Consider the following 25805-nt stretch of genomic DNA (forward strand, 5'->3'; position numbering starts at 1 on the left):
TCCTCACGACATCCTCACGGAATCCCTACGCCCCGCGTGTGCTGCCCTAACGGAATCCTTACGGGTGCGACATAGACTGGGATCCCGTGGGGGATCAAGTGTTTCTGGGGTTCATCGCCATCGCGATCGGAGTGGGATTCGGCATCCTGCTCTTCGTGCCGTTCGTGGCGATCAGTTACCGCCGCCGGGGGAGCCTGAGCTTCGGCCGCACCCTGCTCTGGCTCGCCGCCCTCGTCTACTTCTGGGCGATCTGGACCTATACGCTGCTGCCGCTGCCCGACCCCGAGACGATCCGCTGCGTCGGCATGATCACCGACCCGATGGAGGTCGTGCGCGACGTGCAGAAGGCGCTCGCCGCGCCGGGCAACCCGCTGCGCCACCCCGCGCTGCTGCAGCTCGTCTTCAACGTGCTGCTGTTCGTGCCGCTTGGCGTCTTCCTGCGGGTGCTCGGCGCCCGCGGCATCCCCACCGCCCTCGCTGTCGGGTTCGGTCTCTCGCTCCTCATCGAGACCACGCAGCTTACCGGCGTCTGGGGCCTGTACCCCTGCGCCTACCGGTTCTTCGACGTCGGCGACCTGATGACCAACACGACGGGCGCGGTGCTCGGCTCGGTGTTCGCGCTCGTGGTGCCGCGTTCCCTGCGCGGCGTGCGCGCGCGTGCGGATGCCGGCGAGCCGCGCCCCGTGACGCGCGGTCGTCGCGCGATCGCGATGCTCTGCGACGCCCTCGCCTACGGCTTCGTGATGTACGGCGTCGCGGTGGTCACGCAGCTGTGGTTCGAGTACGTCCTGCACGATCGGCAGACCGTCCTCGACGGACGCCTCGCCGAGGTGATGGGCATCTCGGCGGCATCAGGGCTGTGGCTGCTCATCATCCTGATCAGCGGGCGGTCGGTGGGCGACCTGGCGGTGCAGCTGCGCTACGCCGGGTCGCGGATGCCGGCGGCGCTGACCCGTCCGCTGCGCTGGGCCTCGGGCATCGGCGGCATCGGGGCTCTGCCCCTGCTCGGCGACGCCTTCGACGGGATCTCGTCCCTCCTCATCCTCGCGTCCGTCGTGCTGCTGTTCACGACGCGTCTCGGTCGTGGCCTCCCCGGCCTCATCACCGGTCAGGAGCTCGTCGACGCGAGAGGCGATGTCGAGGCGGCCGCGGAGTCGCGCACCGCCGGCGCCTGAGCGTCGTTCATCGACGATGCACAGGGATTTCCGATCACGAGTGCGTAGCGTCGTGAGCATGAGCACGGTTTCCGTCGACGAGAGCGCGATCACCGAGGCGAAAGAGCTCAGGGATCAGTTCCAGCGCTTCCTCCGCGAGTACGAGTTCGGCATGCGCGAGGTCGAGACGAAGATCTCGATCCTGCGCGACGAGTTCACCCACGATCACGCGTACAACCCCATCGAGCACGTGAAGAGCCGTGTGAAGTCGCCGGACAGCATCGTGGAGAAGATCGCGCGCAAGGGCATCGAGGAGCCCGACTTCGACCGCATCCGCGAGGAGATCACCGACATCGCCGGTGTCCGCGTGACCTGCAGCTTCATCGCCGACGTCTACCGGCTGTTCGATCTGCTCACCGCGCAGGACGACATCACCGTGCGGATCGTGAAGGACTACATCAAGAACCCCAAGCCCAACGGGTACAAGAGCCTGCACGCCATCCTCGAGGTGCCGGTGTTCCTCTCCACGGGGGCGCTGTCGGTGCCGGTCGAGGTGCAGTTCCGCACGATAGCGATGGACTTCTGGGCCAGCCTCGAGCACAAGATCTACTACAAGTTCTCGAATCAGGTGCCCTCGCACCTCGTCGACAGCCTGACGGATGCTGCGGATGCCGCGGCCGAACTCGACAGCCGCATGGAGCGCCTGCACCGCGAGGCGCACGGGGTGCCGCGGCGTCAGCTGGCGCCCCCGCCCCCTCCGCGCATCATCGGCGTCTGACCCGGCATCCGCCTACCGCCGCATCCGAAATTCGGACGATCACCCGTTTTTCGGATGATCCGCGCGGAATCGTCCGAAAAAGCGACATGCGTCCGAATTTCGGAAGCCGGGAGCGCGGGGCGGGGCTAGGCGTGGAAGACGGGGGATGCGGCGGGCAGCTCGGCGCCGCCGGTGATCATCCGCCGAAGTCGATCGACGGGGATCTTCGGCACGCGGTTCTCGTCGGTGAGTCCGTTGGTCTCCTGCGCCGTGTCGGTCAGTTGCGTGTAGCACCATCCGGCCAGCGGGGCGCAGTCCCGGACCGCGGAGAACAGCGTGGAGAGATGCGTCTCCAGGGCCTCGTCCGAGGCGACGGTCCGGTAGCCCCAGGTGCCGTCGGTGGCGCGGTCGACGCTCACGCCGCCGAACTCGCTGAGCAGCACGGGCCGTCCGGCGGTGTCGGATGACTCCTCCGGCGTGCCCACGAGCATGCGCCGGCCGTTCGGGGCGATGCCGTCGAGGGTCTGCCGCACGGCATCGGATGTGCCGTAGCGCGCCCGCAGCACCGCAGAGTCGTTCTCGTAGTCGTGCACGGTGAACAGGTCGGAGCGGGTGTGCTCCCACCCGTCGTTCGACACGACCAGACGGGAGCCGTCGAGCGTCTTCGTCAGGTGGTAGAGCGTGCGGGCCAGTTCGCGCTCCTCGGAGACCTGTGCGATCCGGTCGACCCCCCAGCTCTCGTTGAGCGGCACCCACACGACGATGCTGGGGTGCGACGAGTCCCGCCGAACCACGGCCGTCCACTCGCTCACCAGCCGCTCGACCGCGAGCGCGGAGAACTCGTACACGCTCGGCATCTCGGCCCACACGAGAAGACCCAGGCGATCGGTCCAGTAGAGGAAGCGCGGGTCCTCGATCTTCTGGTGCACGCGCACCGAGGTGAACCCGAGGTCCTTGATGAGCTGCGCCTCGTGCCGCAGGGCGTCGGCGTCCGGGGCCGCGAGATGCGACTGCGGCCAGTAGCCCTGGGAGAGCACCGCGCGCACGGCGACCGGCCGGTCGTTGACGAGCACCCGGCCGCCGTCGGTCCCCACCGAGCGGATGCCGAGGTACGAGCCGATCCGGTCGGAATCGCCGTGCGGCGGCAGCAGCTCCACCGCCGCGTCGAGCAGCAGTGGATGCTCGGGGGTCCAGAGCCAGGCATCCCGTGCCTGGCCGTTGCGCAGCGCGGGGAGGGAGAGCGTGAGCGTCTGGCGGGGTCCGGTGAGCTCCGTCACCTGTGCCGCGGCCACCTCCTCTCCACGGGTGATGCGCACCGAGAGTCGGGTTCCCGGCGACGGGTGGCCGTCGAGCTCGACCGAGAGGCGCACGACGGCGGCATCCGGATCGGTGCTCCAGGTGAGCCTGCGCACGTGACGGGCGGGCACCGACTCCAGCCACACGGGCTGCCAGATGCCGCTGGTGCGGTCGTACCAGACGACGTGGCGCCGCTCCTCCCAGTCCTGCTTGCCCCGGGGCTGCGCGAGGTCCAGGGGATCGTCCTCTGCGCGCACGACGAGGTCGAAGCCGTCTGCCGCGCTCTCCGGCACCACCACCGTGAACGGCGTGTGGCCCCCCTCATGCGCTCCGACGTGGGCGCCGTCGATCCAGACGTCGGCCCGGTGGTCCACCGCGCCGAAGTGCAGCAGCAGCGTGCGGCCTCCCTCGTGACCGGCCTCGGCCACCTCGGCCGCGGCGACGGTGCGTCGGTACCAGAGCACGCGATGGAACCCGGTGTCGCCGATGCCCGACGCGGGCGACTCCGGGGGGAACGGCACGATGATCTCCCCGGCGATCTCCGCCGGATCCTGTGCCCACCCCTCCGCGATCCCGCGGTCGTCCGGGTCGACGGCGAACCGCCAGGGGCCGGAGAGATCGGCCCATGAGGCGCGGACGAGCTGCGGGCGGGGGTACCGGCCGTCTTGGCTGCTGGCCGACGCGAGGCTTTCCTGTGGCATGGCAGGAAGCATATCCAAAACTTGCAGCGCTAGAAAGATGCAATCCGGTGATGGATGCCGATGCCTCGGCGCGATGCCTCAGCGAGGCAGTCGAGCCACAGTGCCGCGGTCGGCGATCGTGTACGGCGCGAGGAGGTGGCGCCCGATGCCGTCGTAGCCGTTCATGCGGTCCTCGAGCAGATCGAGCGCCGACGCCGCGATCGCGCGCTTGTCCGGCGACACGGATGACAGGGCCGGCGTCGCGTACCTGGCCAACGACGTGTCGTCCCAGCCGAGCACCGAGACGTCCTCCGGGACGCGCAGTCCGGCGCTGCTCAGCGCCCTCATCGCGGCCAGTCCGAAGAGGTCGTCGCGGCAGAGGACGGCCTCGGGGGCGACGCCCCTGTCGAGCGCGGCGGTCAGGGCGCGCACGCCGTCGTCGATCCCGAAGCCGTCGCTCTCGATCACGAGCGCAGGATCGAGCGGGATGCCGGCGCCGATCAACGCCTCCTGATACCCGAGCAGTCGCAGGTGCGTCGACTCCGCGATCTCCGTGCGCACCGAGGCGAGGAAGGCGATCCGGCGCCGCCCTGTCGCGAGCAGCAGTTCGGTGGCCTCTCGGGCCGCACGCACGTTGTCGATCATGACGTGGTCGGCGGTGAGCGGGCGCGCGGCCTCGCCGAGCAGCACGAGCGGGGTGTCGGGGCGCAGGCGCGCGATCTCGAGGGTGTCGATGCGGGCGGGGTGGAAAATCACCCCGTCGACCAGTCCCTCCTCGCGGTCGCGGATGACGGCGCGTTCGGCCTCGACGTCGTTCAGCGTCTGCTCCACGATGATCCGGTAGCCGCGGCGGCCGGCCTCCTCGCCGACGCAGCGGGCGATCTCGGCGAAGTACGGCTGATCCATCTCCGGGATCGCGAGCGCGAGCATCCCGGTGCGGCCCGTCGCCAGGCGTCGCGCGGTGAGGTTGGGGCGGTACCCGAGTTCGTCGATCGCCGCCTGCACCCGCTCGCGCATCCGGTCCGACACGTGCTCGTAGTCGTGGACGACGTTCGACACGGTCTTCATCGAGACGCCGGCGAGGGTCGCCACGTCCTGCAATCGCACCCGTCCGCCGGACCTGCCTGTCGCCATTCCGCCATCTTAGGGCCGAACGCGAGGAAGAATCCTTTGACATTTACAGCGCTATACATTAGCGTCCCGAACAGAGCAGTTCCCGCCGGTCCTCCCAGGCCGGATACCCGCAGCGCCGCGGTCGAGGGAGACCGGCGGCTCCTCACACATTCAGGAGAGGCAGATGAGAACACGCACCGCAGCAGTCGCTCTGGTCGCGGCCACCGCCCTGGTTCTGGCCGGATGCTCCGGCGGGGGCTCGGGAGAGCAGTCCGGCGACCGCACGGTCACCTTCATGGGGTGGGGGTCCCCGCAGGAGGTCGACGTCTTCAAGGACATGATCGCGCAGTACGAGAAGAAGTACCCGGGGGTGAAGGTCGACTACATCAGCGTGCCCGCGGCCGACTTCCAGACCAAGCTCCAGACCATGATCGCCGCCAAGAAGACGCCGGACGTCTTCTATATGGTGGGCGAGAACCTGCAGCCGCTCGTGAAGAACGGCGTGATCGCCGATCTCAGCGACTACGTCGCCGACAACGAGATCTTCGACGCCGACAACGTGTGGAAGAACGCGATCGACCTCTGGAAGTTCGACGGCACGACGCCGGGGCAGGGGGCGATCTACGCGCTGCCCAAGGACATCGGCCCCTTCGCCCTCGCCTACAACAAGGATCTCTTCGCGGCGGCCGGCATCCCCGATCCCGACCCCGAGGTCCCCTGGACCTGGGACGAATTCGTCGCCAACGCCAAGAAGCTGACCTCAGGGGAGGGCGCGGACAAGACCTACGGCACCGCCCCGTACTCTCTCGAGTCCGCGGTGTGGTCGAACGACGCCGACTGGCTGAACGCGGATCACACGAAGGTCTCCGTGACCGACCCGAAGTTCGTCGAGGCCCTGCAGTGGGTCGCCGACCTCTCCCTCAAAGAGGGAGTGGCGCCGAGCTCGGAGGAGGAGAGCTCGCTGGGGAGCTTCCAGCGGTTCATCGACGGCAAGATCGGCATGATGGGCATCGGCCCGTGGAGCCAGGGGCAGTTCTGGGACGAGGTGACGTTCGACTGGGACCTCATGCCGTGGCCGGTCCCGACGCCCACCTCGTCGGAGGCGACCTGGTACGGCGGTGTCGGCTTCGCGGTGTCGAAGGCGAGCAAGAACCCCACCGACGCCGAGAACCTCGCCGCGTTCCTCGCCTTCAACGAAGACGCGCAGCGCACGAACATGGAGAAGGGTCAGGCGGTCCCCAACCTCATCGACATGACGAACGACGAGTACCTGACGATGGACAAGCCGCCGGCCAACAAGCAGCAGTTCATCCGCATCATCGAGGAGGTCGGCCACCGACCCACTCAGACCTTCACCTACAACGGCGACTGGTGGAACGTGTTCTCGTCGAACGTGGCGAGCGTCTATCGGGGCGAGGTGACCGCCGCCGAGTACACGAAGTCGGTGGAGGCGGAGATGCAGACCGCGCTCGACGACGCGATCGCGACGGCGAAGTAGCACCAGACGGACAGGGTCGTCCGGGCCGTGCACCGGCCCGGACGACCCCTCACGAGAGAGGCCCGCCCATGACGGCACCCAGGAGAGCGCCCAGACAGGCGCGCCATGAGCGCACCTGGAGCGTCGTCTTCGTCGCGCCGATCACCCTGCAGCTGCTGCTGTTCTTCGTCGTCCCCGTCTCGGTCGCCGTCTACGCCGGCTTCACCGACTGGAACGTGCTGAGCGGCGAGCAGCACTTCGTCGGAGTCGACAACTTCACGGCGTTCCTCTCCGACCGCAAGTTCTGGATCGCCTCGGGCAACACCCTCTTCATGCTGCTGCCGATCCCGTTCTACCTCGCGTTCGGGCTGTTCTTCGCGATCGCCAGCCACCGCCGCACCCCTGGCAACAAGATCTTCCGGGTGCTCTACTTCCTGCCCTACGTGTCGTCGATCGTCGCGCTCGTGGTGATGTGGAAGTGGCTCTTCAACTACCAGTTCGGTCCCATCAACCAGGGGCTCAGCGACTGGTTCGGCATCCGCGGGCCCGACTGGCTGGGAGACCCCGCCTGGATCAAGGTCACGATCGTGATCATGATCGTCTGGAAGATGATCGGCATCACGTCGATCTACTACCTCGCCGCCCTCAACAACATCCCCGACAGCTACTACGAGGCCGCGCGGCTCGACGGGGCATCCGGCATCCGGACGTTCTTCTCGATCACCCTGCCGATGCTCTCCCCCGTGACCTTCTTCCTGATCGTGGTCGGCATCGTCGGCTCGCTGCAAACCTTCGTCGAGGTGCAGCTGTTCACCAAGAACGGCGGGCCGAACTACAGCGCGGCCACCATCACCTACTACATCTGGGAGAAGGCCTTCGCCTCGAACCAGATGGGCTACGCCTCGGCCGTCGCGGTGTTCTTCGCGCTCGTCATCCTCGTCATCACACTGATCCAGTTCCGGGTGTCCCGGCGCTGGGTGCACACGGAGGACTGAACCGACATGGCCACCCTGCGAACCCTCACGGCGCGACGTCGCGCGACGACCGTCGTCTTCTTCGTGCTCGTCCTGCTCGGGGCGCTCACCATGGTGCTGCCGTTCCTGTGGATGGTGTCGACCTCGCTCAAGGAATCGAAGATGGTCTTCGAGTTCCCGCCGCAGTGGATCCCCGACCCGTTCGACTTCTCGCACTACGTCGACGTGTGGAACGTGGTGCCGCTCGCCTCGGGCCTGCTGAACAGCGCCATCGTCACGCTGCTCGTCGTGGCGATCGGCACCTTCTCGACCACCATGGCGGCGTTCGCGTTCGCCAAGCTGAACTTCCCGCTCAAGGGGCTGCTGTTCACCCTGCTGCTGGCGACCATGATGGTGCCGGTCATCGTCACGCTCATCCCGCAGTTCCTCGTCTACGCGGAGGTCGGCTGGATCGACACCCTGCTGCCGCTCATCGTGCCGGGCACCCTCGGCAACGTGCTCATGCTGTTCTTCCTGCGGCAGTACATGATGGGACTCTCCACCGAGCTGCTCGACGCCGCCAAGCTCGACGGAGCGGGGTACTTCCGCATCTACTGGAGCGTCTTCCTCCCGCTGTGCCGACCGGCGATCGCCGCCAACGTGATCATCGTCTTCATGGCGACCTGGAACGACTACCTCGGTCCGCTCATCTTCACCAACTCGCCCGACAAGTCGACCGTGCAGCTCGTGGTCGCCTCGCTCACCGGCTACTACGCCGAACAGACCGACTTCCCGATGGTGATGGCGGCGTCCGTCATCGCCGTGCTCCCCGTGGTCGTGCTGTTCAGCCTCATGCAGCGGCACTTCGTCGACTCGTTCGCGATCAGCGGGATCAAGTGACCGTGGCCGTCTACGAGAACCCGATCGCCCGCGACGGCGACTACGCCGACCCCTTCGTGCTCCGCCATGACGGTCGCTACTACCTCTACTCGACGACCCCGCAGGTGGACTGCTGGAGCTCCGACGACCTCCTGCACTGGACGCCGGAGGGGCCGGCGATCGCGCCGGACGTCTTCCCCGGGCTGGTCCCGTTCGCGCCGGAGGTGGTCTACGCCGACGGGGAGTTCCACATGTACACCTCGCCGTCCGGTCAAGGACACCACGTGCTGCGGAGCGAGAGCCCCACTGGTCCGTTCGTCGACGTGAGCGGGAATGTCGGGCACGCGATCGACGGCAACGTGCTCATCGACGATGACGGTCGCCGGTACTTCTACTGGGCGGGCGACGAGGGCATCTGGGGGTGCGAGATGCCCTCGCCGACCGAGTTCGGGGAGCCCGTGCTCACCGGCATCCACATGAACGGCTGGACCGAGGGTCCCTTCGTGGCGAAGCGCGACGGCAGGTACCACATGACGCTCACGGGCAACCACTACCTGAGCCCCGGCTACCGGATCGATGCGGCGTCGAGCGATCATCCGCTCACCGGATGGAGTCCTGGGCTGCTGAATCCGCTGGTGGTCAGCACCGACGCGGAGTACACCGGGCTCGGGCACAGCTGCAGCGTCGTCGGCCCCGACCTGGTGTCGACGTACCTCGTGTTCCACAACATGAACCCCGACCTGACCCGGCATCTGAACATCGACCGTCAGGTGTGGGGCGGCGGCCGGCTGCTCGTGCTGGGGCCGTCGCGCGAAGCCCCCGTCCCCGCGGAGCCGACCCACCGCTGCGCCTGGAACGACGGCGACGCCGCGTCCTGGGAGGTCGAGGGAGGGATACTGGCCCCCGATCATCGCTCCGCCGTGCTGACCGGCGCGCTGGACGCCGCTGCGCTCTGGCGCATCGGGGCCGTGCCCACGCTCACCGCCGAGGTGTCGCTGACGGCGCTCGATGCCGCCGAGCACGGAGTGATGCTCGAGACGGAGGACGGCCGTCGGATCGTGGTCGGGATCGATCGGGACGCGCATCGCGTGCACGCGATCGACGGCGGGGAGCCGGCAGGGAATGCACCGCTCCCGCCAGGCTTCGCGCACGCCGCGCTGCACACGTGGAGGATCGTCGCCGACCACGACCGCATAGAGGTCTTCCTCGACGGACGGCGTCAGCCGCTGGAGCTTGCGCCGCTCGGCGCCCCCGCCCTCGTCGGCGTGCATGCGCGGGGCGGCGGCGTGCGCATCGGCCACGTCGCCCTCACCGACACCACTCCCGATGAGTCCGATCGCCGGGCCGTCGTCCCGGTGCCGGGGAGGCTCTGGGCCGCGCTCACGCCCGACGCCCCGTCGACGCAGGGCGAGAGCCTCGCGCTCGCCGCAGGGGAGTCCGCCGGCTACCGCCTGCACGCCGCGCGTGGGGACACGTTCTCCCTGCAGCTCGCGGGGGTGTTCTCCGCCGGAGACGTCATCGGGGTGGATGCCGGAGGGGAGAGCACCCGCATCCTGGTGAGTCACGACGGTCACGTCGTGACGGCGGAGATCCGCCTCACGCACGGGGAGAACCCGCTGCGGATCTCCGCCGTGGCAGGCGGGCCGGTCATCGAGCTGATCACGGTCTCGCCCGGACTCGGCGATGGTGACGCGGGCCCGGTCGACGGCGCGCTCTCGGGCTACGGCAAGGCCCTCCTCGATCCGACCCCGCGCGCGGACGTCGACATCGAGGCGGCGCTCGCGTTCACGGCGACCGAGAGCGGCGGACACGGAGACCTCCTGGTGAGGGCGAGCGCCCTCTCCGAGGGAGGAGAGGGCGCAGACACCCGACTCGGCGTGAACTTCCTGCTCGGGTACTCCGTGCAGCTGCACGTCGACCGGGTGGTGCTGGCCCGGCACGACTACGACGAGCGCATCCTCGCCTCCGCGGCGGCGGACATCGAGTCCGAGGCGCCGCACCGTGTCGTCGTGAGGCTGCGCGGCGAGCGCATCGCCGTCGAACTCGACGGCGTGCCGATCATCGACGTCGCGGACGTCCTCCCTCACGCCACGGGCGCCACCGGCATCCGTGCGGCGGGCGGACATCTTCGCGTGGAAGGGCTCGTGGTGCGCGGGATCGCGCACACCTAGACCGGGACGGCGAACGTCCGTCTCGACGAAGAGAAGGAGCAGCGTCATGCAGAGATCATCCACGGGGCGGCGACGACCCTCCCGTCTGACGGCCGTCCTCGCGGCGGCGGTGCTGGGGGCGGCGGGCCTGGTGGCCCTCCCCACGGCGGCTTCAGCCTCACCGGGTTCGGTGGTCGCAGCGCCGTCGTCGCCGAGCGGCGCGGAGAACAACGACTACCCGCGCATCATCCGGCTGGGCGCCAGCGCGGACCAGAGCCGGCGGGGCGACCTGCTGGTGATGTACAGCGTCAACGACACCGGCGTGCGCACGCACTCCGTCGTCAAGCGGAGCACCGACGGCGGCCAGACCTGGTCGACGCTGAGCACCCTCTACTCGCCGACCGCCGGGTGGGGCATCTACTTCGGATCGATGTACGAGCTGCCGCAGGCGGCCGGAGGTCTGCCCGCCGGCACGATCATCGCCGCGGGCAACGCCTGGGACAACGTGAACTGGTCGAATCAGGAGGTGCAGACCTTCATCAGCACCGACTACGGAGCCACCTGGACCCGCCGCGGCAACTGCGTGACGAAGTCGGGGGCGCCCAACCAGGTGTCCACGGGCCTGTGGGAGCCGGAGATCGTGCTGAACGCCAACGGCGACCTCGCCTGCCATTTCTCCGATGAGCGTCTGCGCTCCTCCGGCTACAGCCAGAAGCTCGTGATGACGACGTCGTCCGACGGCGGCGCGACCTGGGGCAGCCAGACAGACGTCGTCGCGGTGGGGGACAGCAGCTCGCGCCCCGGCATGCCGATCGTGCGGAAGCTGCCCAACGGCACCTACGCGCTGGGCTACGAGCTGTGCCGCGACTCGGTGGGCAACGCCGACCAGACCTGTCGCGTCTACCTGAAGACCTCGCCGGACGGAGCCTCGTGGGGGTCGGCGACCGATCTCGGCACCCTCGTGCAGACGGCGGACGGCCGTCAGCTGCTGCACACCCCCGCACTCGCGTGGAGTCCGGCCGGAGGTCCGAACGGCACCCTCATCATGTCCGGCCAGCGAGTCGTCACGGGGGCGGACGGTCCGACGACGGTCGTCAAGCCCGAGTCGGGACGCGTGGTGTTCACCAACACCAACCTCGGCGTCGGCGCCTGGCAGGCCGTATCAGCGCCGATGACGATCGACCCCACCGGCGACTACAACAACGGACCGGGCAAGCACTGCGCCAACTACAGCCCGAGCATCGTGCCGACGGCATCCGGGTCGGCGATCATGATGGTCTCCCCCAAGTTCGTCGCCGGGTCGACCACGAGGTGCGACGTGCGGTTCGGCACCGGTCCGGTGGGCACTCTTCCCCTCTATGCGCCGTTCGACTCCGGCAACGACATGGGCTGGTCCACGTACGGCGGCGCCTGGTCGGTGAGCGGCGGGGTCTACTCCCAGGCCGGAGCCTCCAGCGGACCGAAGTCCCTGGTGGGCTCGACGGGATGGACCGACGTGACGCTCGACACCGACATCCGCCTCGACACCACCGGTCAGGCCGGCGTGCTGCTGCGCACTCGCGCGCCGGCGGTCGGAGCTGACGCGCACGCGGGGTACTACGTCGGCGTCGAGACCAACGGCACGATCTTCATCGGCAAGCAGAACAACAACTGGACCTCACTTGCCCTGCAGAACGTGACCGGCGGCGTGAGCGCCGGCACCTGGTACCACCTCACGGCGAGCATCGTCGGCTGCACGATCACCGCCACGATCAAGCCCGACAACGGCACGGCATCCACCACGGCGACCGCGACCGACGCCGGATGCTTCGCCTCGGGTCAGGCGGGCGTGCGCACGCACCTGAGCTCGGCGTCGTTCCGCAACCTCCAGGTCACCCAGGCCGGTGCGTCGACGGCAGCCGCCTACGCCGACTCGTGGGCATCCGGCGCCTCGACGGGGTGGGCGGGGTACGGCGGCAGCTGGTCGACGTTCGCCGGCGGCATCGAACGTCAGTCGGCATCCGCGACCGACGGTCCGAAGTTCGCTTCTCCGATCGCCGGTGACGCCTACACGGTGTCGTCCGACGTGCGGCTCACGTCGCTGACCGCGCCGAGCGGAAACGCCGGCGTGCTCGCGCGGATGACCTCTCCCGGAGTCGGCCCCGATGCGTACACGGGCTACTTCGCCGGCGTCGACGGCAGCACCGGACGGCTGTCGCTCGGCAAGGCGAACGGGTCGTGGACGCCGCTCGCCGACACCGGGGTGCCGGGCGGCGTACAGGTGAATTCCTGGTACCGGGTCACGCTCCGCACCTCCGGCTGCACGATCACCGCGACGGGGCAGCGCACCTCGTCGTGGGACCAGGCCAGGGTGTCGGTGACGGATCCGTCGTGCGCGACCGGTGGAACCGCCGGAGTCCGCGCGATGCTCGCCGCGGCCGACTTCAGGGAGTTCCTGGTCTCGAAGGGCTGACGACAGGCATCCGCTCTTCGGGCGATCCCCCGTTTCTCGGACGATCCGCGCAGGATCGTCCGAGAAACGGGCATCCGTCCGATAAACGCACGGATGCCGGACGGATGCCGCGCCCTCGAGCGGTCTGTGATGACGGGTGTTCGAGAAACTGTTTGCGCTTAGCCATTCTCAAACATTGACACAGTCCAAAAACAGCGAGAAGATCGCGCTCTCAGTGGTAACGCAAACATTCAACGGAGAGTGGGACACGATGGCGTGGACAAGACGACTTTCACTGATCGCAGCCGCGGGTGCGAGCATTCTGCTGGCGGGCCTCGCGTCCGTGCCGGCGGGCGCGGCCGTGACCGGGACGTACACGGTGACGGTGGGCAGCACCGGCACCTGGACGAAGCCGGATGACACCCCGGCCGCGAGCTACATCGACAAGGACGGCACCTACTACTTCCAGCAGGCGCACGCCCTCTACGGTGCGACACAGGAGCGGCGATGGTCGTTCTACTCCGGCACGAACATGGACACCGCGACCCTGTCGAGCGCGCTGACCGACTCGGTGAATCCGGCGAACGCGAACGACTCGAACAAGGACACCACCTGGCGCTGCAACAACAGCCCCACCGGACTCGTGTCCTCCTACGCGCCGAGCACGACCACGTACTCCCAGCGCAACTTCTGCGACCTCGCCGGAGTCTGGGTCGATCCGGACTCGGGCGACTGGTACGGCCTCGTGCATAACGAGTTCACCCCGCAGCCCTACGGCGACGGCATCCACTTCGACGGCATCGATCTCGCGGTGTCCAGGGATCAGGGCAGGACCTGGACCATCAGCGACCGGATCATCACCTCGCCGTTCGGCACGACGCGCGGCAGCAGCACGGACTTCCCGCAGCAGACCTACCACTACGGAGACGGCGACCCCCGGCTCGTCGTGGATGCCGCGTCCGGCTACTTCTACGTCTTCTACGGCTCGCGGATCGTGAACAAGAACGGCAGCTGGGCGGCGTTCCATGCGCACGTCGCCCGCGCCCCCATCTCCGGAAAGATGGCCCCGAGCAGCTGGCAGAAGTGGTACGACGGCCAGTGGTCGCAGCCGGGCATCGGCGGCAAGGAGAGCAACATGGTGCCGGTGACGACCTCGAACGCCAACGGGTACACGCCCGTCGGCGCCGAGTACTCGCCGTCGACCCCCGGCACGGTGGCCCAGCAGGTCGCCGCGGGCACGACTCCGCCGACATCTCCTCTCTTCGTGATGGACGTGGCCTGGAACGCCTACCTCGGCCTCTGGATCGGCGAGCCGCAGGCCGTCGATCAGAGCGGCAACGCCCCGCAGCAGATCTACGCGACCGACGACCTGTCCTCGCAGAAGTGGACCCTGATCGGAGACACCGGGGCGTATCACACGGCATCCTGGTACCGCTGGTTCCTCGATCCCGTGAGCAAGACCAGCTCGGCCATCGTCGGCAAGGACTTCCGGATGTACTGCTCGTTCGGATGCTCCGGCGGCAAGTCGGGTGAGTACGTGAACGTCTCGCTCGGCGGCACGGTCGCGACCCCCGTCGACACGACGAAGACCTACCGCATCGGCTCGGGCGGACGGATGCTGGTGCAGTCGACCGCCGACACGAGCGTGACTTCCGCGACAGCCGACAACGGCCGGGCGACCTGGAGGTTCTCGCCGACGGGAGACGGGGCGTTCACCGTCGCGAACGACGCCACGGGCGCCCTGCTCGGGGTGTCGTCGCAGTCGTCGGCCGGACGCGCCTGGGGCGCCCCGCTCACGGCCGTGGCCGCGGCATCCCCGTCTGCGGGTCAGCAGTGGTGGGTGGTGCAGAACCGCTCGGCCACGACGAACGCACCGGACGGCACCGTCCGCCTGGTCAACCGCTACAGCGGACTCGTCATCTCGGTGTCCGCCACGACCGGACGCCTCGCCGAGACCACCCCGGTCCGCAGCTGGACCGCCGCCGGAACCGCGGTCGGAGGCACCCGCAGCGCCGCAGAGCAGACGCTCTCCCTGACCCCGGTCGCGTCGACGGGAGTGCTCGACGGCATCCGCACCATCAGTTCGGGTGGGAAGTCGATCGACAACCCCAACCACAGCACCACGGCCGGAACGCAGCTGGTGATCTGGACGAGCAACACGGGAGCGAACCAGAAGTGGCAGTTCGCCCGGCAGGCCGACGGCTCGTACGAGGTGAAGAACGTCGAGTCGGGGATGTGCGCCGACGTCGACGGAGGGTCGGTCGCCGCGGGGGCCAAGATCATCCAGTGGACCTGCAGCGGCGGGACGAACCAGCGCTGGACCGCGGCCGTTCAGTCCGACGGCACGTACACGCTCACGTCGGTGAAGAGCGGGCTCCTGCTCACCGCGACGGCCTCGACGAACGGCACGGGGCTGACGCAGCAGGCCGTGTCGGCGAGCGCCGTCCAGAAGTGGCAGATCCAGTAGCCGGATGACGCGGATGCGCCCCGGGCTCTCGGAGCCCGGGGCGCTTCGTCCGTGGTTCACAACTCCTCACGAATCGAGTGCGCTCGCGCTGGACCCGGCTCTGCGGGCCCGATCTCGCGGATCCTTGAGGAGTTGTGAACCGAGACCGTTCAGCCCAGGAACTCGCGCGCCGCCGTCGACAGGGCGGTGACGCCGACCTCGATGGTCGGGTGGATCTCGGGGGCGAAGTAGGGCGAGTGATTGGTCGGGATGTCCTCGGCCACACGTCCGGCGGCGTTCGCCGCGGCGAACTTCGCCGGGTCGGCGCCACCCCAGAACCAGAACACCAGCGGGACTCCGGCATCCCTCGCGAACCACGAGACGTCCTCGCTGCCGGTGAACATGCCGGGGTCGATGACCGACGCCTCGCCGAGCACCCGCTGCAGCGCGGCGGTCACACGCGCCGTGGCCTCCTCGTCGTTGATCGTGGCGGGCAGCGTGTGGTCGGTGCGGATCTCCGGCTCGCGCTCGGCGCCGGATGCCGCGGCCTCGGCGCGCACGATGCGCTCCACGCTGGCGAGCACCTTCTCCCGCGCGTCCTCGTCCGGGTAGCGCAGGCTGAGCTCGAGCTTCGCCTCTGCGGGGATGATGTTGTTCTTCAGGCCGGCGTGGATCGAGCCGACCGTCACGACCGCGACGCCCTGGGGGTCGATCTCGCGCGAGGTGATGGTCTGCAGCCGCATGACGGTCGCGGCCGCCATGACGACGGGGTCGATCGTCGCGTGCGGGCGGGAGCCGTGGCCTCCGCGTCCGTGCAGGGTCACGGTGAGGCCGTCGGATGCCGCCATCTGGGTGCCGCCGCGCACGCCGATGATCCCGGCGGGGAGCGGGGTGACGTGCTGTCCGAGCACGATGTCGGGCTTCGGGTAGCGGTCGAGGACGCCGGCGTCCAGCATGGCGCGCGCCCCTGCTCCGTACTCCTCGGCGGGCTGGATGAGCACGACGACGGTGCCGCTCCAGTCGGCGCGCTCCGCGACGAGCTTCTCGACCGCGCCGATCATGGCCGTCACGTGCATGTCGTGGCCGCACGCGTGCATGACGGGGACGGTCGTGCCCGCGGGGTCGACGCCCTTCGCCGTGCTCGCGTACGTCAGTCCGGTCTGCTCCTCGACGGGCAGGGCGTCCATGTCGGCCCGGATCCAGACGACGGGGCCGTCTCCGGACTCCCCTGAGCCTGACGAAGGGTTGCGCAGCACGCCGACGACGCCCGTGACGCCGACGCCCTCCTCGACTTCGAGCCCGAGATCTCGAAGGTGCTGCGCCGCGATGCCGGCGGTGCGGGTCTCCTGGAACGACAGCTCAGGATGCTGGTGCAGGTCGATGTAGAGCGCTTCGAGGTCGATCGTCATGGCCCGAGCCTACCGGCGGGTCGGGGGCGCTCGAGGGCGCCCGGGGCGAGCGTCGAGCTCAGTCCTCGCGCAGGCGCTGGGGGCCGGCGCCCTGGCTGCCGAGGGCGTCGTCGGGGTTCAGCAGCCCGCAGGCCTTCATGGACAGGCATCCGCAGCCGATGCATCCGGTGAGTTCGCGTTCGAGCCGTTCGATGCCTTCGCGGCGCTTCTCCAGCTCGCGCTTCCAGCGGCGGGAGGCGCGCTGCCAGTCGGCGTGGCTCGGCGTCTGCGTGAGGGGCACGTCGGCGAACGCCTCCTGCACGTCGGAGAGGGGGATGCCGAGGCGCTTCGCCACGGTGATGAGGGAGACGCGACGGAGCATGTGCCTGGCGTAGCGGCGCTGGTTGCCGGAGGTGCGGGTGGAGGCGATGAGTCCGAGGCCCTCGTAGAAGTGCAGCGCGGAGGGGGCGACGCCCGTGCGTCTGCTCATCTCGCCGATCGTCAGGGGCTCGTCGGGGGCGTGCGGCGTGCGGTCCGTATCTGCGCTCATCGGGGCGTCCTTCGCTCGATTTGACCTCAAGTGTACTTGAGGTCTTAGCGTTGCAGACGTGACCCGAACACGAGAAGCACGCGCCCCGCATCGGACGGTGCGCGCCCGATGACCATGAACGACACGCGACCGGCGGCCCCGGTCCCCACCGAGGTCGGCGAGGGCCTCAAAGCCGCTTTCCGACAGCATCCGGCCGGCGTCGCGATCATCACCGCGGCGAGCCCCGCCGGGCCCGTCGGCCTGACCGCGTCGAGCGTCGCCTCCGTCGCCGTCGACCCCGCCGCCATCGTGTTCTCGGTGACCAGGGCGACCGGCAGCGCGGGGGCGATCCTCGCGGCCGACGGCTTCGTCGTCCACCTCGTCGACGACGAGCACTCCGCCCTGGCGCAGAGCTTCGCCGTGAGCGGGTCGGAGCGGTTCACCCCCGAGCAGGGATGGCGCACGCTCCCGACCGGGGAGCCGTACCTTCCGGAGGCCAGGGTCGCCCTGCGCTGCCGCCCGATCCAGAGCGTCCCCGTCGGCTCCTCCACCGTCGTCATCGCCGAGGTGCTCGAGGTGCGGCACGGCCGCCCAGGGCGTCCGCTCGTCTACGTCGACCGTCGATTCCACGCGCTGCCTTCCGGCGGCGAGCACTGACCCCCGAACCTCCATCGAAAGGAAGACGCATGTCCGCTCCGTACACCCTCCCCGAACTGCCGTACGACTACTCGGCCCTCGAACCGCACATCTCCGGAACGATCATGGAGCTGCATCACTCCAAGCACCACCAGGCGTACGTCACCGGCGCGAACACCGCCCTGGAGCAGCTCGCCGCCGCACGCGAGACGGGTGACCTCTCCGCCGTGAACAAGCTCGAGAAGGACCTCGCCTTCAACCTCGGCGGCCACATCAACCACTCGGTGTTCTGGGAGAACCTCTCGCCCGACGGCGGCGGCTCCCCCGAGGGCGAGCTCGCCGCCGCCCTCGACGACGCGTTCGGCTCGCTCGACGCCTTCCGCGCGCACTTCACGGCCACCGCGCTCGGCGTGCAGGGCTCCGGTTGGGCCGTGCTCGCCTGGGACGGCGTCGGCGCGCGTCCGGTGATCTTCCAGCTCTTCGACCAGCAGGGCAACGCGCCCCTCGGTGTCACCCCGCTGCTGCAGCTCGACGTCTGGGAGCACGCCTACTACCTCGACTACCGCAACGTGCGCGCCGACTACGTCAAGGCGTTCTGGGAGATCGTGAACTGGCCCGACGTGCAGCGCCGGTTCCAGCGCGCCCAGGAGGCGACGAAGGGGCTCATCGTCGCGAAGTGACGGATTCCCTCCGGATGCTGCCGCCACAGCGGTCCGGAGGAGCACAATGTACTGCCGGGGGTCCGTCCGATCCCCGGCAGTACGCCGTCGAGAGGAATCGCGCATGACAGAGCAGCACTGGTCCGGTACGGGCACGGCATCCGACCCGTGGCGGCTGAAGACCGCTCCGCTCTCGTCGGAGTACACGATCCATCGCGACGACGAGTCCGATCCCGCGCTCCTCGTGTGCCAGGTCGGTTCCACGAAGCTGACGTACCTCGCCCGCGCGGTCGACGACCTGCACGCCGAGCTGCTGCGCCGCGGAGACTGGGTCGTGCTGGGGGCTGCGGACGAGAAGAAGGATGCCGCGCCCGACACGGTCGAGGCGTGGGGTCGCTCCGCCGACAACCCGGTGGGTGGCTGGTACGGGCAGCGCAAGGGGTACCGGGGCCGGTTCGGCATGTACGTGCCTCCGCTCCTCGAAGCGCTCGGGCTCGTCGAGCTGGAGCACAACCCGCGCAACAACAGGGTGCGCGCGCTTCCCTCCGCGTGACCGCCGCGGCGTGACCTCTCAGGGAAGGCCGCGCACCGCCCGGTAGGCTGGGTTGCGGAGAGTCGGGAAGCCTGGTCGACACATCGTTGTCGAGACCCCGGGAGATCCCATGACCATCCCTCCGCACGTCGCCCCTCAGACCTTCCCTGCGCGCGGCAGTCACCGCGAAGCCCGCCGCATCGGCGCGCTCCTGCGCAAGGAGAGCGTCGGGGGGATCCTGCTCGTCGTCATGGCGGGCATCGCCCTCGTGTGGGCGAACTCGCCCTTCGCCGACGGATACTTCGCCCTACGCGACCTCGAGATCGGCTACGAGCCCTGGCACCTCAAGCTGAGCCTGGGCGCGTGGGCCGCCGACGGGCTGCTCGCGGTCTTCTTCTTCCTCGTGGGGCTCGAGCTCAAGCGCGAGTTCGTCGTCGGCGACCTCCGCGACGTGCGCACCGCGCTCGTGCCGGTGATCGCGGCCGTCGGCGGGGTCGTCGTCCCCGCCGTGATCTACCTCGCCGTGGTCGGCCCCGACCCCGTGCTGCTTCGCGGCTGGGCGATCCCCACGGCGACCGACATCGCCTTCGCCGTGGCGGTCCTCGCGATCATCGGCTCACATCTGCCGAGCGGGCTGAGGCTCTTCCTGCTCACCCTCGCGGTGGTCGACGACCTCATCGCGATCGTCATCATCGGCGTCTTCTACACCGACGACCTCAACCCGATGCCGCTGCCCGCCGCACTCCTCGGACTCGCCCTCTACGCGGCGCTCGCGCAGCGCCGCCGTGGCTTCTTCCTCCGTCACCGGTTCGCGGCGTGGGCGATCCTCCTCCCGATCGGCGTCGCGGTCTGGGCGTTCGTGCACGCCTCCGGCATCCACGCGACGATCGCCGGCGTGGCGCTGGCCTTCATGATCCCGGTGAAGCCCGCAGACGGCTCCTCAGAAGCCGGTCTCGCCGAGGAGTTCGAGCACCGGTTCCGCCCGCTCTCCGCGGGGTTCGCCGTGCCCGTCTTCGCGTTCTTCGCCGCAGGGGTCACGGTGGTGGGCGACGGCTTCGTGCAGACCGTGACCCATCCGGTGACCATCGCGATCGTCTGCGCTCTCGTCATCGGCAAGCCCCTCGGCATCGTCGCGGCCACCTGGATCACCACGACCGTGACGCGGAGCCGCCTGAGCGACGGACTGCGCTGGGTCGACCTCGTCGGGGTGGGGATGCTGGCCGGCATCGGGTTCACGGTGTCGCTGCTGATCGGCGAGCTCAGCTTCCCCGCGGGGGTCGCGCACGATGCGGCGAAGACGGCGATCCTCGGCGCCTCGGTGATCGCGGCGCTCGCGGCATCCGTCCTCCTCGGCCTGCGGAACCGCCGCTACCGCGCGATCTCCGAGAGGGAGGCTCTCGACGAGGACGGAGACGGCGTGCCCGACGTGTATCAGCAGGACGCCTGACACCGGGGCGTCGCGGTCGTGGCGGCGCCGACTCTGATTGGATGGCGGGGTGCGCGACGTCGAGGGGGAGAGGGCCGATGGCGCCCGTGGCGCAGGCATCGGAGCGCTCGTGTGGCTCGCCGTCGCCACGTTCTCGATGGGCATCGACGGCTACGTCCTCGCGGGCCTGCTCTCGCAGATCGCCGATGATCTGAGCGTCGGACCGGCGGCGGCAGGTCAGCTGATGGCGGTGTTCGCCCTGACGAGCGCCCTCGCCGGACCCGTGCTCAGCGCGCTCACCGGAGGGTGGGAGCGCAAGGCGACGATCGTCGGCGCACTCGGGGTCTTCGTGATCGGCAACCTCGTCGTCGCGCTCGCCCCCACCTACGCGGTAGCCATGACGGGGCGGGTGGTCTCGGCGCTCGGCGGCGCTCTGCTCAACGCCGTGATCAGCGCCTACGTGGTGGCGAAGACGCCTCCGGAGCGCCGAGGGCGCGCCCTCTCGCTCATCCTCGGCGGGTGGCTGACCGCCACGGCGCTCGGCGTGCCGCTCGGCCTGCTGCTCGGGCAGAGCGACTGGCGGATTCCGCTGTTCCTCGTCGTCGCCGTCGGCTCGGCGGCGCTCGTCGGCATCCTGCTCCGGGTCCCGCGGCTGCGCCTGCCTCCGCGCTCGCTCCGGGAGACGCTGCAGCCGCTGCGGGAGCCGCGTCTGCTGGCCGCGCTCGTCGTGCCCGTCGGCATCATGTGCGCGAGCTACCTCTGCTTCACCTATGCGACGCTCATCGTGGGTCCGAGGGTGGGCGGAGGGCTCGTCATGGTCCTGGTGATGTTCTGCTACGGCCTGCTGAGCCTGGTCGGCAACGTGCTCACGGGCAGGCTCACCGACCGACGCCCGCCCGTGCAGGTCGTCACCGGCATCCTGGGGCTGCTCATCGCCTCCGCGCTGCTCGGCTCGCTCGGACTGCTGCTGCCCGGCGCGCTGGGCACGGTCGCCGCGATCGTGTGGTTCTTCGCGTGCGCGGTCGGCAACGGCGGCTCCGGCGTTCCGCTGCAGGCTCGCCTCAGCGCGATGGCTCCGGACTCGGCGGCGCTCGTCTTCGCCCTCAACGGCAGCGCGATGGCGCTGGGATCGGCGCTGGGCAGCGGCCTGGGCGGGGCTGCGCTGGAGATCGGGGTGGCCCCCGATCGGCTGCTGCTGATCTCGGCCGTCGTGCTGGCGGCGACGATGCTCGTGCACCTCGCGGTGGGGCCGAGGTCCGCCGCGTCGGCGCTGCGCGCCTGAGGCTCTCGGCGGCCGAGGCCGTCAGGCGAGGAGCTCTCCCGCGAGGGCTTCGATGCGGCGGCGGATCTCGTCGCGGATCGGCCGCACGGCGTCGATGCCCTGACCGGCCGGGTCGTCGAGAGCCCAGTCCTCGTAGCGCTTGCCGGGGAAGAACGGGCACGCGTCGCCGCATCCCATCGTGATGACCACGTCGGAGTCCTGCACCGCCTCGGTGGTGAGCACCTTCGGCGACTCCGCGGTGATGTCGATGCCCAGCTCGCCCATCGCCTCGACGGCGATCGGGTTGATCTGCTCGGCGGGCAGGGAGCCTGCCGAGCGGACCTCGATGCGGTCGCCCGCGATGTCGCGCAGGAAGCCGGCGGCCATCTGCGAGCGCCCGGCGTTGTGCACGCAGACGAACAGGACGGAGGGCACGGAGGCGGTCATGACTCCAGGGTAGCCGCGCACAGGCTAGAGCAGGCGCGCGGTCGTACCGCGGACGTTCAGCTCGTACGGCAGCGCGACGGGCGCGCGGGTGGCGCCGTCGGCGGCGAGCTTGGCGAGCACGGCATCCGCCGCCCTCTCGCCCTGGCCCAGCGGGAACTGGTCGACCGTCGTCAGGCGGAAGAACTCGCCGAGTTCGTGGCCGTCGATGCCGACGATCGAGAGGTCCTCCGGCACGCCGAACCCGAGGTCGCGCGCGGCGAGGATCGCGCCGATCGCCATCTCGTCGGATGCCGCGAACACCGCGGTCGGACGAGGACCAGGCCGGCCGAGCAGCTGCTTGGCCGCGCGGTATCCGCCCTCGACGGTGAAGTCGGCGGGTTCGAGGAACGCCGGGTTGAGCGGGATGCCGGCCTTCGCCAGCGCCTTCTCGAAGCCGAGGCGCCGGTTGGTCGGGATGTGGAAGTCGATGTCGAACTCGGGGTTCGCGCCGATGTGCGCGATGTCGCGGTGGCCGAGGCCGATCAGGTGCTCGGTGGCGAGCTGCGCGACGGCGACGTCGTCGACCGTCAGGGTGTCGAGCTTCGGGTTCGGACCGCCGATCGCGATGACGGGCAGGCCGAGGTCGAGCAGGTACTGGGTCTCGTCGTCGTCGAGCTCGATCGAGACGGCGATGACGGCATCCACCCGCTGGCGGCGCAGGAACGTGTCGAACACGTGGCGACGCACGTCCTTGTCGGCGGTGATGTTGTACAGCGTGATGTCGTAGCCCTCGCGCATCAGCGCCGCGGAGACGCCGGAGAGCACGGTGCTGAAGAACCACCGGTCGAGGAACGGCACGATCACGCCGATGTTGCGGGTGCGTCCGGACGCCAGGCTGGACGCTCGCGACGACACCACGTAGCCCAGGGCGGATGCCGCCTCCTGCACCCGCAGGCGCGCGGACTCGGAGACGTGCCCGCGGCCGCTCAGCGCGCGCGACACGGTCGCCGTCGAGACCCCGGCGAGCCGGGCGACCTCATCGATGCTCGCCATGGGTGTTCCTTTCGGGGGTTCCTCGTTCCGGTCGCGGACTCGGTCGTGATCTGACGGTGCAGAGGACCAGGTTCGCGACCGGAACGGGGGAGTCGGCTCAGGCCGTGGTATACCAGACGGCCGTGTCGACCGGGAGGGCGTCTCCCGTGAAGGGCTGGCTCTTCAGGACCACGGCGGCGCCGGCGGGCAGGGGCAGCGGCGCGGTGCCGAGGTTGGCGAGCACGTGGACGTCGCCGCGGCGGAAGGCCACGGCATCCTTCCCCGCGTCTTCCCACACCAGCGAGCCGGAGCCGAAGCCGTGCTCACGGCGCGCGGCGAGCAGCTCCTTGTACAGCGACAGGGTCGAGACGGGGTCGCCCTCCTCGGTGTCGCGCGCGTAGCTCGCCCAGTCGGCCGGCTGCGGCAGCCACGAGAGGCCGGTGTCGTTGAAGCCGAACGCCGGAGCATCCGCCTCCCACGGCAGCGGCACGCGGCATCCGTCGCGTCCGTAGCGCTCGCCGTCGGTCCGGAACCACGTCGGGTCCTGACGGAACTCGTCGGGGATCTCCATCGCCTCGGGCAGACCCAGCTCCTCGCCCTGGTACAGGTACGCCGAACCGGGCAGGGCGAGCATCAGCGTGGTCGCCGCGCGGGCGCGGGCCAGGCCGATCTTCGTGTCGGGCTTGTGCGGGGTGTTCGGGCCGATGCCCTCGCCCTGCGGGTTGTCGGCCGTCAGCGCGAGGCGCGAGGCGTGCCGCACGACGTCGTGGTTGGAGAGCACCCAGGTGCTGGGGGCCCCGACGGCGCCGAAGTCGTCGAGCGACTCGCGGATGACGTCGCCGAGAGCCTTCGCGTCCCACGGGGTCATCAGGTACGGGAAGTTGAACGTCTGGTGCATCTCGTCGGGGCGCACCCAGAGAGCGGTCTGCTTCAGCGTCGGCATCCACGCCTCACCGCACAGCGCGCGGTCGCCGTCGTACTCGGCGAGCACCTTGTGCCAGTCGCGGTAGATGTCGTGCACGCCGTCCTGACCCCAGTACGGCACGTCCGCCTCACCGCCGCCCATCGAGTCGGCGTCTGCGGGGGGCGTGTAGTCGGGCAGCCCCTCGGCCTTGATCATGCCGTGCGCCACGTCGACCCGGAAGCCGTCGACGCCGCGGTCGAGCCAGAAGCGCAGTATGGAGCGGAACTCCTCGCGCACCTCTTCGTTGGTCCAGTCGAAGTCGGGCTGCGTGGCGTCGAAGATGTGCAGGTACCACTGGCCGGGCGTGCCGTCGGGCTCGGTGATGCGCTCCCACATGCCGCCGCCGAACACGGACTCCCAGTTGTTCGGGGGGAGCTCGCCGTTCTCGCCCTTGCCGTCGCGGAAGATGTAGCGGGCGCGCTCGGGGCTGCCGGGGGCCGCCTTCAGGGCCTCCTGGAACCAGACGTGCTGGTCGGAGGAGTGGTTCGGGACGAGGTCGACGACGACGCGGATGCCGCGGGAGTGGGCCTGCGCGAGCATCTCATCGAAGTCGGCGAGAGTGCCGAACAGCGGGTCGACGTCGCGGTAGTCGGCCACGTCGTAGCCGGCGTCGCGCTGCGGGCTCGTCATGAACGGGCTCAGCCAGATCGCGTCGACGCCGAGCTCCCTGAGGGAGTCGAGGCGGCTCGTGATGCCGGGCAGGTCGCCGATGCCGTCGCCGGAGGCGTCCGCGAAGGAGCGGGGGTAGATCTGGTAGATGACTGCGCTGCGCCACCACTCGGAACCGGGGGCTGCGATCTGCTCAAGCTGTGCCATGGGATCAGGCTAGTGCAAACGCTTACATTCTCGCCAGAGCAGGAATCGAATCGGTTCGACGGGGGGTTCTCCGCCGCGGGTCAGGGGCTTGTTGCATCCGTGTGGGCGGAGTGGAGGCGGGATCGCGCAGGCGGGACGGCGTCGCGGGATCGTGCAGGCGTGTCCCACCGTCGGCGAGGCGACCCGCGGCCAGGGGGATGCCGGGGAGTAGTGTGGCGGCATCCGACGAGTGGAGGCTGTCATGGTTCCCGAGATCAACTACTGGGCCGTCCTTCTGGCGACCGCGTCGAGCATGCTCGTCGGGTCGATCTGGTACGCGCCGAAAGTGTTCGGCACGCGGTGGTCGAAGCTGGCGAACGTCGACATGGACCGCCCCGGATCGAGCGCGACGATGGCGATCATCACGACCGTGATCGTGAGCTTCATCACGGCGTGGGTGCTGGCCGGAGCATCCGCCATCGCCTGGCACTTCTACGGAGGATTGTTCTTCTGGGGCGCGATCATCACCGCGGTCACTCTGTGGGCCGGATTCACCGCCGCGCGCTTCATCACCCACGACGCGTTCGAGGGGCGCCCGACCGCGCTGACCACCATGAACATCGCGCACGAGCTCGTGACCGTGGTGGTCATGGCCGTGCTGATCGGCGTGTGGCCGCCCGCACTCGGCTAGTCCGCGGAGAACTGATCGCGATGGCGTCTCCTCGGTCGCGGCGTCGGCATTCGACGAACGGACAGGGGATGCTGGACCTTCGCCGCTACCCCGTTGTCAACCAGCATGCCAGGATTCTGAACACGACCTC

The 25805-nt window shown here is 69.5% G+C and carries 21 protein-coding genes; 14 read left to right on the plus strand and 7 right to left on the minus strand.

Going from position 1 to position 25805, the window contains the following annotated elements; translation table 11 throughout:
* Positions 1–86: 86 nt before the first annotated feature.
* Together CQ047_RS05020 and CQ047_RS05025 are read left to right on the plus strand one after the other, a co-directional pair.
* On the plus strand, positions 87–1175 hold the full coding sequence (locus CQ047_RS05020; RefSeq protein ID WP_258132486.1) for a VanZ family protein: 1089 nt from the start codon (positions 87–89) through the stop codon (positions 1173–1175).
* Positions 1176–1233: 58 nt separating this feature from the next.
* On the plus strand, positions 1234–1932 hold the full coding sequence (locus CQ047_RS05025) for a GTP pyrophosphokinase family protein (protein ID WP_105673243.1): 699 nt from the start codon (positions 1234–1236) through the stop codon (positions 1930–1932).
* A 125-nt stretch (positions 1933–2057) separates the two neighbouring features.
* On the opposite strand, the gene CQ047_RS05030 is transcribed toward CQ047_RS05025, so the two are convergent.
* Both CQ047_RS05030 and CQ047_RS05035 read right to left on the minus strand, forming a co-directional pair.
* Positions 2058–3908, minus strand: a complete 1851-nt coding sequence (locus tag CQ047_RS05030; protein ID WP_105673188.1) for a glycoside hydrolase family 2 TIM barrel-domain containing protein — start codon at positions 3906–3908, stop codon at positions 2058–2060.
* 78 nt (positions 3909–3986) lie between these two features.
* Positions 3987–5021 carry a LacI family DNA-binding transcriptional regulator gene (locus CQ047_RS05035; protein ID WP_105673189.1) on the minus strand — a complete coding sequence of 345 codons (1035 nt, stop codon included), beginning with the start codon at positions 5019–5021 and terminating at the stop codon, positions 3987–3989.
* 163 nt (positions 5022–5184) lie between these two features.
* Here CQ047_RS05035 and CQ047_RS05040 point away from each other — a divergent pair, with 163 nt between their 5' ends.
* The 6 genes from CQ047_RS05040 to CQ047_RS05065 all read left to right on the plus strand — a co-directional run bounded on the left by CQ047_RS05040 (position 5185) and on the right by CQ047_RS05065 (position 15357).
* Positions 5185–6498, plus strand: a complete 1314-nt coding sequence (locus tag CQ047_RS05040; RefSeq protein ID WP_105673190.1) for a sugar ABC transporter substrate-binding protein — start codon at positions 5185–5187, stop codon at positions 6496–6498.
* A gap of 68 nt (positions 6499–6566) precedes the next feature.
* Positions 6567–7472 (plus strand): carbohydrate ABC transporter permease, encoded by a 906-nt coding sequence (locus CQ047_RS05045; RefSeq protein WP_105673191.1) that lies wholly within the window; start codon positions 6567–6569, stop codon positions 7470–7472.
* A gap of 6 nt (positions 7473–7478) precedes the next feature.
* Positions 7479–8330, plus strand: coding sequence for a carbohydrate ABC transporter permease (locus CQ047_RS05050; protein ID WP_105673192.1), 852 nt, complete (start codon positions 7479–7481; stop codon positions 8328–8330).
* The gene (locus CQ047_RS05055; protein WP_105673193.1) at positions 8327–10480 is read left to right on the plus strand and encodes a glycoside hydrolase family 43 protein; all 2154 of its coding nucleotides are present in this window, start codon (positions 8327–8329) and stop codon (positions 10478–10480) included. The genes CQ047_RS05050 and CQ047_RS05055 overlap by 4 nt, the downstream gene beginning before the upstream one ends.
* 46 nt (positions 10481–10526) lie before the next feature.
* Positions 10527–12911: a family 16 glycoside hydrolase gene (locus CQ047_RS05060; RefSeq protein ID WP_105673194.1), complete on the plus strand. Its 2385-nt coding sequence runs from the start codon at positions 10527–10529 to the stop codon at positions 12909–12911.
* Positions 12912–13161: 250 nt separating this feature from the next.
* The gene (locus CQ047_RS05065; protein ID WP_105673195.1) at positions 13162–15357 is read left to right on the plus strand and encodes an RICIN domain-containing protein; all 2196 of its coding nucleotides are present in this window, start codon (positions 13162–13164) and stop codon (positions 15355–15357) included.
* 149 nt (positions 15358–15506) lie between these two features.
* Here the strand turns inward: CQ047_RS05065 and CQ047_RS05070 are convergent, their stop codons facing one another.
* Positions 15507–16745 carry an amidohydrolase gene (locus CQ047_RS05070; RefSeq protein WP_105673196.1) on the minus strand — a complete coding sequence of 413 codons (1239 nt, stop codon included), beginning with the start codon at positions 16743–16745 and terminating at the stop codon, positions 15507–15509.
* A 58-nt stretch (positions 16746–16803) separates the two neighbouring features.
* A complete protein-coding gene (gene soxR, locus CQ047_RS05075) occupies positions 16804–17274 on the minus strand; it encodes a redox-sensitive transcriptional activator SoxR (protein ID WP_105673197.1) in 471 nt (156 codons plus the stop codon).
* A 108-nt stretch (positions 17275–17382) separates the two neighbouring features.
* Between soxR and CQ047_RS05080 the strand changes: the two genes are divergently transcribed.
* The 5 genes from CQ047_RS05080 (at position 17383) to CQ047_RS05100 (ending at position 21788) form a co-directional block, all read left to right on the plus strand.
* Entirely contained in the window at positions 17383–17910 is a 528-nt protein-coding gene (locus CQ047_RS05080) for a flavin reductase family protein (protein WP_223587254.1), read from the plus strand.
* Between the two features lie 29 nt (positions 17911–17939).
* Complete coding sequence (locus CQ047_RS05085) at positions 17940–18569, plus strand: superoxide dismutase (protein ID WP_105673198.1); 630 nt, start codon at positions 17940–17942, stop codon at positions 18567–18569.
* Between the two features lie 103 nt (positions 18570–18672).
* On the plus strand, positions 18673–19101 hold the full coding sequence (locus CQ047_RS05090; protein WP_105673199.1) for a DUF6855 family protein: 429 nt from the start codon (positions 18673–18675) through the stop codon (positions 19099–19101).
* A gap of 109 nt (positions 19102–19210) precedes the next feature.
* On the plus strand, positions 19211–20527 hold the full coding sequence (nhaA, locus tag CQ047_RS05095; protein ID WP_105673200.1) for a Na+/H+ antiporter NhaA: 1317 nt from the start codon (positions 19211–19213) through the stop codon (positions 20525–20527).
* Between the two features lie 49 nt (positions 20528–20576).
* Positions 20577–21788 (plus strand): MFS transporter, encoded by a 1212-nt coding sequence (locus CQ047_RS05100; RefSeq protein ID WP_258132488.1) that lies wholly within the window; start codon positions 20577–20579, stop codon positions 21786–21788.
* Positions 21789–21809: 21 nt separating this feature from the next.
* Here the strand turns inward: CQ047_RS05100 and CQ047_RS05105 are convergent, their stop codons facing one another.
* The 3 genes from CQ047_RS05105 to CQ047_RS05115 form a co-directional block, all read right to left on the minus strand.
* The gene (locus tag CQ047_RS05105; protein WP_105673201.1) at positions 21810–22214 is read right to left on the minus strand and encodes an arsenate reductase ArsC; all 405 of its coding nucleotides are present in this window, start codon (positions 22212–22214) and stop codon (positions 21810–21812) included.
* A gap of 24 nt (positions 22215–22238) precedes the next feature.
* The gene (locus tag CQ047_RS05110; protein WP_105673202.1) at positions 22239–23246 is read right to left on the minus strand and encodes a LacI family DNA-binding transcriptional regulator; all 1008 of its coding nucleotides are present in this window, start codon (positions 23244–23246) and stop codon (positions 22239–22241) included.
* 97 nt (positions 23247–23343) lie between these two features.
* On the minus strand, positions 23344–25005 hold the full coding sequence (locus CQ047_RS05115) for a glycoside hydrolase family 13 protein (protein ID WP_105673203.1): 1662 nt from the start codon (positions 25003–25005) through the stop codon (positions 23344–23346).
* Between the two features lie 241 nt (positions 25006–25246).
* Here CQ047_RS05115 and CQ047_RS05120 point away from each other — a divergent pair, with 241 nt between their 5' ends.
* On the plus strand, positions 25247–25675 hold the full coding sequence (locus CQ047_RS05120; RefSeq protein ID WP_105673204.1) for a DUF1761 domain-containing protein: 429 nt from the start codon (positions 25247–25249) through the stop codon (positions 25673–25675).
* Positions 25676–25805: the final 130 nt, after the last annotated feature.

The organism is Microbacterium sp. MYb72 (assembly GCF_002979415.1).
Classification (GTDB): Bacteria; Actinomycetota; Actinomycetes; order Actinomycetales; family Microbacteriaceae; genus Microbacterium; species Microbacterium natoriense.

Bases quoted from the DNA above. Each gene is read 5' to 3' on its own strand.
- CQ047_RS05025 (WP_105673243.1), top strand. From the start codon at position 1,234: ATGAGCACGGTTTCCGTCGACGAGAGCGCGATCACCGAGGCGAAAGAG.
- CQ047_RS05030 (WP_105673188.1), bottom strand. From the start codon at position 3,908: ATGCCACAGGAAAGCCTCGCGTCGGCCAGCAGCCAAGACGGCCGGTAC.
- CQ047_RS05035 (WP_105673189.1), bottom strand. From the start codon at position 5,021: ATGGCGACAGGCAGGTCCGGCGGACGGGTGCGATTGCAGGACGTGGCG.
- CQ047_RS05040 (WP_105673190.1), top strand. From the start codon at position 5,185: ATGAGAACACGCACCGCAGCAGTCGCTCTGGTCGCGGCCACCGCCCTG.
- CQ047_RS05045 (WP_105673191.1), top strand. From the start codon at position 6,567: ATGACGGCACCCAGGAGAGCGCCCAGACAGGCGCGCCATGAGCGCACC.
- CQ047_RS05050 (WP_105673192.1), top strand. From the start codon at position 7,479: ATGGCCACCCTGCGAACCCTCACGGCGCGACGTCGCGCGACGACCGTC.
- CQ047_RS05060 (WP_105673194.1), top strand. From the start codon at position 10,527: ATGCAGAGATCATCCACGGGGCGGCGACGACCCTCCCGTCTGACGGCC.
- CQ047_RS05065 (WP_105673195.1), top strand. From the start codon at position 13,162: ATGGCGTGGACAAGACGACTTTCACTGATCGCAGCCGCGGGTGCGAGC.
- CQ047_RS05070 (WP_105673196.1), bottom strand. From the start codon at position 16,745: ATGACGATCGACCTCGAAGCGCTCTACATCGACCTGCACCAGCATCCT.
- soxR (WP_105673197.1), bottom strand. From the start codon at position 17,274: ATGAGCGCAGATACGGACCGCACGCCGCACGCCCCCGACGAGCCCCTG.
- CQ047_RS05080 (WP_223587254.1), top strand. From the start codon at position 17,383: ATGACCATGAACGACACGCGACCGGCGGCCCCGGTCCCCACCGAGGTC.
- CQ047_RS05085 (WP_105673198.1), top strand. From the start codon at position 17,940: ATGTCCGCTCCGTACACCCTCCCCGAACTGCCGTACGACTACTCGGCC.
- CQ047_RS05090 (WP_105673199.1), top strand. From the start codon at position 18,673: ATGACAGAGCAGCACTGGTCCGGTACGGGCACGGCATCCGACCCGTGG.
- nhaA (WP_105673200.1), top strand. From the start codon at position 19,211: ATGACCATCCCTCCGCACGTCGCCCCTCAGACCTTCCCTGCGCGCGGC.
- CQ047_RS05105 (WP_105673201.1), bottom strand. From the start codon at position 22,214: ATGACCGCCTCCGTGCCCTCCGTCCTGTTCGTCTGCGTGCACAACGCC.
- CQ047_RS05110 (WP_105673202.1), bottom strand. From the start codon at position 23,246: ATGGCGAGCATCGATGAGGTCGCCCGGCTCGCCGGGGTCTCGACGGCG.
- CQ047_RS05115 (WP_105673203.1), bottom strand. From the start codon at position 25,005: ATGGCACAGCTTGAGCAGATCGCAGCCCCCGGTTCCGAGTGGTGGCGC.
- CQ047_RS05120 (WP_105673204.1), top strand. From the start codon at position 25,247: ATGGTTCCCGAGATCAACTACTGGGCCGTCCTTCTGGCGACCGCGTCG.